At 66.0% G+C, this 7924-nt stretch carries 10 protein-coding genes; 9 read left to right on the top strand and 1 reads right to left on the bottom strand.

The window, feature by feature from the left end; translation table 11 throughout:
• Nucleotides 1-235 precede the first annotated feature (235 nt).
• Complete coding sequence (locus GJ634_RS04195; protein ID WP_157500653.1) at nt 236-406, bottom strand: hypothetical protein; 171 nt, start codon at nt 404-406, stop codon at nt 236-238.
• Here GJ634_RS04195 and GJ634_RS04190 point away from each other — a divergent pair.
• From GJ634_RS04190 to GJ634_RS15310, 9 genes are all read left to right on the top strand, one after another.
• Complete coding sequence (locus tag GJ634_RS04190) at nt 375-563, top strand: hypothetical protein (protein ID WP_157500652.1); 189 nt, start codon at nt 375-377, stop codon at nt 561-563. The two genes, GJ634_RS04195 and GJ634_RS04190, sit on opposite strands and share 32 nt — an antisense overlap.
• 276 nt (nt 564-839) lie before the next feature.
• The gene (locus GJ634_RS04185) at nt 840-1118 is read left to right on the top strand and encodes a hypothetical protein (protein ID WP_157500651.1); all 279 of its coding nucleotides are present in this window, start codon (nt 840-842) and stop codon (nt 1116-1118) included.
• A complete protein-coding gene (locus GJ634_RS04180) occupies nt 1115-1459 on the top strand; it encodes a hypothetical protein (RefSeq protein ID WP_157500650.1) in 345 nt (114 codons plus the stop codon). Before GJ634_RS04185 ends, GJ634_RS04180 begins: the two co-directional genes overlap by 4 nt.
• A 3-nt stretch (nt 1460-1462) precedes the next feature.
• The gene (locus GJ634_RS04175) at nt 1463-1723 is read left to right on the top strand and encodes a hypothetical protein (RefSeq protein WP_157500649.1); all 261 of its coding nucleotides are present in this window, start codon (nt 1463-1465) and stop codon (nt 1721-1723) included.
• 97 nt (nt 1724-1820) lie between these two features.
• Nucleotides 1821-2543 (top strand): hypothetical protein, encoded by a 723-nt coding sequence (locus GJ634_RS04170; RefSeq protein ID WP_197425389.1) that lies wholly within the window; start codon nt 1821-1823, stop codon nt 2541-2543.
• Nucleotides 2536-2667: a hypothetical protein gene (locus GJ634_RS16385; RefSeq protein WP_269449513.1), complete on the top strand. Its 132-nt coding sequence runs from the start codon at nt 2536-2538 to the stop codon at nt 2665-2667. The genes GJ634_RS04170 and GJ634_RS16385 overlap by 8 nt, the downstream gene beginning before the upstream one ends.
• Nucleotides 2664-4259 (top strand): hypothetical protein, encoded by a 1596-nt coding sequence (locus tag GJ634_RS04165; RefSeq protein WP_157500648.1) that lies wholly within the window; start codon nt 2664-2666, stop codon nt 4257-4259. The genes GJ634_RS16385 and GJ634_RS04165 overlap by 4 nt, the downstream gene beginning before the upstream one ends.
• On the top strand, nt 4260-6167 hold the full coding sequence (locus tag GJ634_RS04160; RefSeq protein WP_157500647.1) for a phage portal protein: 1908 nt from the start codon (nt 4260-4262) through the stop codon (nt 6165-6167).
• Between the two features lie 190 nt (nt 6168-6357).
• Nucleotides 6358-7923 carry an XkdF-like putative serine protease domain-containing protein gene (locus tag GJ634_RS15310; protein ID WP_197425388.1) on the top strand — a complete coding sequence of 522 codons (1566 nt, stop codon included), beginning with the start codon at nt 6358-6360 and terminating at the stop codon, nt 7921-7923.
• The last annotated feature ends 1 nt before the right edge of the window (nt 7924 follow it).

Here is a 7924-nt window from a genome sequence, read left to right as displayed (position 1 = left end):
GAGTGCCGGTCTACCGGAAGGCAATCGACCCGGAGTCGGTCATCGGCTTCCAGCACTGGAGCGAACACGCAACCCGCGGTGAGGTCCGCGTCGAACGCCCCGACGGCCGTCCCCGACGACCACGCGCATCGGCCTCGTCTGTACGTGCGGGCAGACGAACCACGCGGACCGCGACGACATCATCCAGGGCGCGGACATCAAAGGCGTCGTCGAACACCTCCACGCGACACTCGAGTCACTCCGCGAGGAAGGCCAGCACTCCAGTCACGTGGATTTCGACGCGCTCGTCGACGTCCTGTACGCGCAGTACCAGCACGACCCTGGGTATGACTTCCCGGTCGCGGTTGGCATCGCTGCTGAAGCTGGTGATCGTGATGCCTGAGTTCTCTGAGGAGACGATCGTCACCGCGGAGATCGCCGGCCGCGAGGTCCCCGGCCAGGTCGTCGGCACTGTGGGCACCGAAGCCCGGTACGGTCCTGGCCCCGAGGACGTCCTGATTGTGGAGGTGCCTGGTGCGGGGACGTGGCGGGTTCCGGAGTCCGACATCACGGCACCAGTGTAACTCAGTCCCGATGACCCGGTTTGGACAGCCCCCTCGGGGGCTGGAGGCGAGGGACTGTATCGCACGCATACCGGCCCCTCGGGTGTCCGACGGGCTAGTCGAGTGGCATCCTACTGGGCCCCGAGTCTGCGTCGTGGACCACCCCGCGGGACAACCGCGGCGTCCACGCATGGGGCGCGGTGCAACCCCGCCCACTCGCCACCATCGCAGCTGTTCTGCCTCGCCCCCATCACGTGGGCATCGGCGTCACGGTCGAGCGAGGTCTTCGGATGCACCATGTCGGTTCTACCACATCGCCGCGAAACACTCGCCGAGTACAACGAGCGCTTGGAGCGTGAAACACGGATGCCTGTCGAGCGCTGGAAAGCTATCAAGAGTCTCGTGTACGCCATCCTCATGGCGGCCACGTTCGTCGCGATGACAGCCTTCGACGGCACCTGGATGCAGGCTGCCGTCTTCGGGGTGAGCGTCATCGTCGTGTTCATCGGGGAGGTCCACGAGATCGAGGTGGCGAACCTCATCACAGTCACCTTCTCCAACCAGGACGACCCATGACCAGCCTCCTCGAAGCCATCGTCGCGTTCCTCAAGTCCGCCGGCCAACCTACCGAAGCCAGCACCGACCGCGACGGCGCCTTCAGCTACAAGAGTGAGACGCACGCCGCCGGCCTCGGCATCGCCGCCGGCTTCGCCGCCACCGCACACGGCCAGCAGCAACTCCTCTCGCTGGTCTACGGCGCGGCGGTCTACGGCAAAGCCCAGGAGGCCAACGGCCAACGCCGCCGGCTCTGGCAGGACATCAAGAAAGAACCGCACTACGCGCTCGGCGGCGTCGTCACCGGCTCGGTGCTCGGCGTGCTCGTGGGATGGGCGACCCCTCATATCCCGCTCTCGTAAGCGATGCCCGGTACGTCCAAACTCCCACAGCAGCGAGTGCGCACGCTCACGCGGAAGCTCGCCTCGAGTCCACTCCTGCCGGTGCTCGGCATCACCAAAACCGTCGAGACAGTGATCGCGGGCGGCCCCACCATGCGGTGGGTCGCGTACGCTGTTCTCGTGACGGGTGTCTGGATTTACGCGGATGATCTCCAGCGCCGTGCGAGTGAGGCGACGGAGGCCGCTCAGGACGCCGTCGACGACGCCACCTCTCCGGAGAACTGACACACAACCACCCCGGACGCCTCGGACGTCGACGTCCACCGGCCACCCTACTTAAAGTATAACTTCAGTCGCGACACCACGCGACACCCATACCCCCATGTCCAACCGCGACCGCCGCGTCAACCTCGCGTTGAAGTGGCACTATCTCGACAACCTCTCCCCCAAGGAGGTCCGGGACCGCTTCGAGGCCGAGGGTATCGCGGACCTCACGGTCTCGACGATCAGGGACTACCTCAACGAGGACCCAGAGGAGGAGGTCCTGGAGATGATCGAGGCCGAGCACGCTGACGTCCGGCTGCAGGCCGCGGAGCGTTTCGAGCGGTTGTACCAGCAGGCGCGGGAGGACCACGACGAGCTGGCCGTCGAGGACGAGCCGGTGCGTCGTGTGAAGCCGGAGATGCGGCGGCTCCCGGCGGACTCGGAACCAATCGAGGTGCCGGCCTGGGAGGTCATCGACCCCGGCGATGAGGACTGGCCCGAGCACGCCAACGAGCGCGACCTCTACATTCGGTTCACAGACGGGACGCGAGCCATCAAACCGGGCGACCAGTATCCCGCGCGCAACCCGATCGACGACGAGCCAGTATACACGACGGAGATGGTCGGCATGGCGCGCGACGTCCCGGAGCTCTCGCAGCGCCAGGCTTCTCGAGGAGAGATGAGCCAGCACATGCAGGCGAAGGCCGACGTCATGGGCGTCTACAGTACGGACATCAACCTCGACGTCGACGGCGAGCTGGAGACGTCGGTGTCGCTCGATGAGGAGGCGGCTGCAGTGATCCGGGAGGCGACCAGCCCCACAGGTGACAGCGATGAGTGAGACCTGTGAGCGCTGCGGCCGCGACCTCGTCCGGTCGACTGGCGTCGCCGGCGCGATGGTCTACGTCGACGGCCTCGAGTGCCCGAGTCGGTGGTGCCGCCTCCAGGGGTGGTTGTTCCGATGAGTGGTACCCAGAACACGGGAGGCGACGACGTCGAGGTGGAGCTCTCCCGGTCGGAAATCAGGGCCGCGTACAATCCGTTCGAGCACGGGTGCTGGCTGGAGTTCGCGAACAAACTCACCGAGGGCTACATGAGCTCGGAACCCGACCCGTGGAGCCCGCTCGGCGACCACCACAGTCAGTGGCTCCGCCACATCGCCGGCGAAGCTGACGCCGACGGCGACCTCGCACTCCTCTGCCACAGGGACGGCCTGAAGACGACCATCATCACCGCGTACCTGATCGCGTGCCTCGAGTACAAGCCAGGGTTCCGCGCGATCTGGTGCATGAACACCCAAGAGCAGGCCTACGAGAAAGCCGACCGCGAGCTCAACAAGTTCATCGAACGCAACCCGTGGCTGATCAACCTGAACAAGCCCCGGAAGACGGACTCGAAGAAGGTCAAGGAGTTCCACCACGACGCCTCCCTGACGACCGCGTGGCTGTTCGGCGCGGTCGAGGGCGCCCGCGCCCACGTACTCCTGCACGACGACATCATCAAGGAGCGTGGCGACGGCTCGACGTCAGAGGTCATCAACTGGGTGGACGGCGTCGCCCAGCCGATGGTCAAAGACGACGGCCGCACCATCATGGTCGGCACCCGCAAGCGCCCGGACGACATCTGGTCGCACTACCGCGACTACCAGGGGTACGCGCTCCGGGAGTATCCCGCGATCCTCGACGTCTGGGACTCGGAGTATGGAGAGGACGACGACCACCAAGAGCGCCGCCCCGACCCCGACTACTACACGGAAGTCCAGAACCCGTGGAGCAACGGTACCCTCCAGGTCCTCTGGCCGGACGCCCGTGGCCCCGAGTGGCTCCGTGATAAGCGGTCGAAGATGGCTGACCACCTCTTCTGGCGCGAATACACCCTGACGATTCGCGGTGCCAGTGGGAACCTCATCAACGCGGACGACGTCAACCAGCGCGTCGAGGACGGCGGCTGCAGCATCCGTGGCTCGAGTCCACCGGCGAAGTACCGCGCCGGCGAGCGGGAGGCGATCGTCGTCGCGCACGACCCGGCACAGTCGCCGACCGGTGACGATGCGGCGTTCGTCGTCTTCCGCGCGAAGGCTGACGGCACGCGGACGCTCCTGGACGCCCGCGCCGAGCAGGGTCTACAGCCCAGTCAGATTAAGGCCCAACTGGCGGAGTACGACCGGCGGTACGACCCGGCGGTCATCGTCATCGAGGACAACGGGATGCAGCAGTACGTCGTCAACGATGCCATCGAGTTCAGCCCGCAGCTGGCCGCGAAGGTCACGGGCATCTCTACCAGCGGGAAGAAGCACTCGTGGGAGAACGGCATCCCGCGGCTGCGGACGCTCGTCGAGAATGGAGCGATCCAGTTCTACCGTGGTCATCAGCCGAGCGAGGAGTTCGTGCAGGCGGCGATGAGCTTGGAGCTCCAGGACGGGAAGCTGCAGGGGCATACGCCGGACCTCGTGGCGGCGTGGTACATGGCCGAGCAGGGGATGCGTCGGCTGGCCTTCGCCGGCGCCGACGACGACGTCGACGAGGACGATGACAGCAACGGAGTGAGCTACCTATAGATGAGTGACAACGCTGACGACGGCGGCGGTGAGGTATCGCTGTCCATCACCTCCCTCGACAAGGGCAACACGGGCGCGATGGAGAAAGCACGCGAAACCACGCAACTCGACGAACGCCGCATCGCGACCGACGTCGGCCGCGGCATCGTCCCGCCGTACAACCCCGAGACCCTCGCGGCGTTCCAAGAACTCAACGAGACCCACCAAGCGTGCCTCCGCATGAAAGCCCGCTACGAAGTCGGGTACGGCTTCGACATCGTCCCCCACCAGAGCGCGGACGACCCCGACCCAGAGGGCGACGCCTACCAGACGGTCGAGGACTTCTGGCGCGGCTCGGACTCCAGGTGGCAGCTCGGTCCTGAGGGGACGGCGACGTCGACGCCGGAAGAGGTGCTTGAGCTCTCCCGGCTCGACTACCACGGTGTCGGCTGGGCCGCCCTGGAGATTCTCGTGAACGGCGAAGGCGGCCCCGTTGGTCTCGCACACGTGCCGGCGACCACCGTTCGCGTCCGGAAGACCACGACCACCACTGAGACTGAGGACGGCGAGGAGGTCGAGGCGATTCAGTCGGGGCACGGCTACGTCCAAATCCGGCAGGGCCGCCGGCGGTACTTCGGAGAAGCCGGCGACCGATACGGCGAGGATCCGACGTTCGTCGACAAGGAGAACGGCAACGTCGCCTCCTCGGCGGACGACCTTGAGAACGGGCCGGCGAACGAGCTCATCTTCGTCCCGAACCCCAGTCCGCTCAGTCTGTACTACGGCATCCCGGACTTCGTCGCGGCGATGCGGACGATGGCCGCCGACGAAGCCGCGCAGGAATGGAACCACGACATCTTCGACAACCTCGGCATCCCCCACTACGCCGTCAAAGTCTACGGCGGCAAGCTCACCGAGGACTCGAAGGACGAACTCCGTGACCTCCAGGAGAACCTCAAGGGTGAACGGTACCGGACGGCCATCCTCGAGGTCGAGGGCTTCGAGTTCGAAGACGACAACCCCCTCAAGGAGGGCGACCCGAGCGATGTCGAGATCGAGTTCGAGGCGCTCGGGGCGACGGATTCCAACGACATGGAGTTCCAGGCGTTCCGCGAACGGAACGAGCACGAGATTGCGAAGGTCCACGAGGTCCCCCCGATCCTCATCAACGTCACCGGCACGAGCAACCGGTCGAACTCTGAGGCGCAAGTTCAGGAGTTCGCGGAGGGTGTCATCGCGCCGGAGCAGGCGAAGTTCGAAGCGCGGCTGTACAAGATCCTCCACCAGACCGCGCTCGGGGTTGATGACTGGACGATCGACTTCGAGCTCCGCGGCGCGAACAACCCGAAGGAGGAAGCACAGCTCACCGAGCGTCGCGTGCGCTCGTACCGCCTGAGTGGTGTGCCAACGGTCAACCAGACGCTCGAGGAGCTCGGGCTGCCGCCGAACGAGGAGTACGGCGACATGACCCTCGCGGAGTACGAAGCCGACGTCGCCGGCGACAGTGGCGGCGGCGGTGGTGGTGGGGAGACGGAGGCGTCGCGTGCGGTGGACGCGCCCCCGGAGGACCGGAAGATCGGGGAGCGCGAGTGGAGTGTCGTCGAGAGCCAACTGGAGACAAAGGACGCGATCGAGCAAACCTCGTTCAGCTCCAGTAATCTCGACGAAGGCCTCTACGACTTCGAGGCGCAGGAGCTCTACCTGTCGTTTCAGCGGCCGGATGGCCAGAACTCCCTGTACGTCTACGTCGACGTCCCCCAGTCGGTGTGGGCGGCGTTGAACAGCGCGGGGAGTCACGGCAGCTACCACTACTCGAACATCCGCCTCGAGTATCCCTACCTGGAGGTGACGAACTTCCACGACCGCCTCCCGTCGGGGCCGACACCCGACCCGGAGGACGTCCCGGACGACATCCCGAGCGACATCTAACCAGTTATCCCCGAGTGGTCGAGGCGTGGTTCGATTCCACGCCGGGGACTTCAGCCGGCCGTCGGGGCCGGCACCCTGTTTTCGACCGATGTCTGAGAACAAGAGCCGAGAGCGCGGCGAGAAGCGCGGCCTCGCTGACACCGAGACCGCGCAGAAAGCCGCCGACGACAGCAACGAGGAGGACTGACTCATGACCGAGCAGCGAGGCGAACAGTACGAGAAGCGCGTCGACTACATCCAGAAGGACGCCGACGAGCAGACGGCAACTGGCGTCGTGATGGTCCCCTACACGGTCGACCACCACGGCGACTGGGAACGCCCCGAGACGATCGAGGCGTTCGCCACGCAGTTCGACGCGTTTGTCGACGCCGGCGAAGCCGACGGCGGCGTCATGCACGCCGTCTGGCCCTCGGAGTGGATGACCCTCGAACGCAACGAGGTCCTCGACACCGCGGAGGAGATCGGCGGCCAGAGCGTCGATGAGGGTGCCTGGGTCCAGGAGTGGTCGTACAACGACGACGAACTCTGGAGCCTCGTCGAGGACGGTATCCTCGACGGCCACTCCATCGGCGCCGTCGACGTCGTCTGGGAGCCCACTGGCGACGACCCCGACGACCTCCCCGAGGAGGTCTCCGTTCCCGACGAGGTGGATGTCGAGGAGTACTGGGAGCTCACCGACGGCCTCATCCGCGAGGTCTCCGCCGTCGACGTCCCCGCAGTCCCAGACGCCCGCATCCTGGAGGCGTCGAAGGCACGGGCGGCGACCGCGGAGAAGCGGCTCGCCGACCACCTCGGGAACCGGAGCGCGTTCATCGAGGAGGCGATGGAGCGTGGCCATACCGAGACCGAGGCTGAACGACTCTGGGATGTCCTCAGTCGTGCGGTGAACGTCGAGGGTGCCGGTGAACCCGGCGAGAAGAGCCTGACGAGCGCCGCAAAGTCGTTCCTCAACACCCTCACCAACGGCTGGGGTACCTCCCCGAGCACGCTCCAGGGCGGGGCGACGGCAGCGAAGGGCGCCAGTTCGCCCAGCCGGGACGCGGCCCACGTGTCCAAGGAGGACACTGTCGGTGTCGACGTCTTCCGCATCACTGCCAGCGAGGACGACGACACGGACTACAACGGCGACCTGCTCGGCATGGGCGTCGACTTCCCCGAACACGACGTCTACGTCGACTGGCGCCGGGACGCGTTCCCGGACGCACTCGAGGACCCGCACGTCTCGATTTACGGGAGTGTCGAGGACCTCCAGCAGGCCACCGGCAACGACATCGAGTCACTGGACTCGGTGGAGAGTCCGACCGACGGCTTCGCAGCAGAGGCGCAACGCATCCGCCGGAAGGCGGTCGAACAGTCTGAGAAGTACGCCTCCGAGGGCGATACCTCGGATGACAACACAACCATGAGCGACAGCGAGCCCCCCGAGTGGGCCAAGGAACTGCAGGAACAGATCAACGAACAGAGCAAGCGAATCGACGACGTCCTCGCGGAGGGCAGCGAGAAGGACGCCAACGGGGAGACGGATGCCTTCGAGGACGCCCCGGAGTGGGCGAAGGAACTGAAGGAGGACGTCGACAAGCAGTCCGAGCGCATCGACAACATCTCCAAGCAGACCGGCGCGACCGAGAGCCAGCAGCTCACCGGGACGGAGAAGAGCGGTGCTGGAGAGGGCGGTGTCGACGAGCGGGCGGCGTTCTTCACGCCCGAGTCGAAGATGCATGAACTCGCAAACAGCGGCGGCCGCGGAGGTCGGTAGA

This window comes from Halobacterium sp. CBA1126, assembly GCF_009741975.1.
Taxonomy (GTDB): domain Archaea; phylum Halobacteriota; class Halobacteria; order Halobacteriales; family Halobacteriaceae; genus Halobacterium.
This window is presented reverse-complemented; position numbering and strand designations above follow the sequence as displayed.